Origin of the sequence: Sandarakinorhabdus sp. (genome assembly GCF_040398645.1) — a bacterium.
Taxonomy (GTDB): domain Bacteria; phylum Pseudomonadota; class Alphaproteobacteria; order Sphingomonadales; family Sphingomonadaceae; genus Sandarakinorhabdus.
Window position 1 is genome coordinate 4,672 of sequence record NZ_JBBATR010000080.1, and the last position, 1,238, is coordinate 5,909.

2 protein-coding genes are annotated in these 1,238 nt (G+C 65.8%); both read right to left on the reverse strand.

Annotated elements, in window-relative coordinates:
- Positions 1 to 749: segregation and condensation protein A (locus ABWP50_RS12635; RefSeq protein WP_353218342.1), on the reverse strand; the 749-nt coding region annotated here is incomplete at its 3' end.
- Between the two features lie 4 nt (positions 750 to 753).
- On the reverse strand, positions 754 to 1,238 hold a 485-nt coding region (locus ABWP50_RS12640), incomplete at its 5' end, for a glycoside hydrolase family 3 N-terminal domain-containing protein (RefSeq protein WP_353218343.1).

A 1,238-nucleotide genomic window follows, 5' to 3' on the forward strand; every position in this document is an offset into this window, starting at 1 on the left:
GCAAAGGCCGCGCCCTGCGACAGCGCCAGCCGGCCCTGCCGGGCCAGTTCCAGCGCGGCGACAAAGCTGGAGGCCAGCACGGAGCGGGCATAGGGCTCATCGGCCAGATCGGTGGGCAAAAAGCGTGCAAGTTCAGTCCAATCGGCGCTGCGGCCGATCAGATGCGCCAGCCGCTCCATGGCTTCATCGAGGGTCATCACCTGCCGGCGGCGCACGACATGCACGCTGCGAGTGCGCCGGGCGGTGATGGCGCCATAGGCCGATAGCAGATCATAATAGCTGCAATCGTACACCGGGCGCTGATCTTGCGCCAAACCTTCGGGATTCCTGCGCCGGAAATTGTCCCAGCCCAGTTGCGGGCGGGCCAGCAGGTGCTGGCCGGCGGTGCGCATCGCTTCGAGGCGTTGCAGCTGGAATTGCAATTGTAGAGCCATTTCAGTGGGATCGGGCTCAACGAGGGGATCGCGGGGCAGCAGCAGCGCCGATTTCAGATAGGCCAGCCACGCCGCCATCACCAGATAATCAGCCGCCACTTCCAGGCTGAGCGCCTTGGCATCGCGGATGAAGGCCAGATATTGATCGACCAGTTCCAGGATCGAAATCTGCGCCAGATCGACCTTTTGCGCCCGCGCCAGGCCCAAAAGCAGGTCGAGCGGGCCTTCCCAGCTGCCCAATTGCAGCACCAGGGTGCCATTCGCTGGCGGCGTGCGGACAGCGGTGTCAAAATTGTGGGCTTCGGTGACCGCCATATTTTCAGGCCATGGCGAGCAGCGCATCGCGCGCGGCGGCCCAATCTTTGGGCGGGGTGGTGTCGCCGGACTCCATCCACACCATGGCGGCATCCAGGCGCGCGCTGGCTTCGGCACTCATGCGCGGCGCCGCTTCGGTGATGCTGCGCATTTCAGCAAAATCGCCGGAGCAGTGCAGGGCGATATCGCAGCCGGCATCGATGCAGGCGAGCGCGCGCGCGCCAAAATCCGCCAGCGCGTTGCTGCCCGGCGGGTGCCCGCCCGACAATGGATTGCCCAGCGCGTGCATGCCCAGATCATCGGACATCAGCAGCCCGCCAAAGCCGATGTCGCTGCGGATCAGATCGATCACCGCCGGCGACAGGGTGGCGCAGCGCGCCGCATCGAGCGCGGTGTAGGTGATGTGGGCGGTCATCGCCATCGGTGCCGCTGCCAGCCGGCGGAACGGTTCGAAATCCACCTCAAGCTCCGCGCGGCTGGCGGTGACCA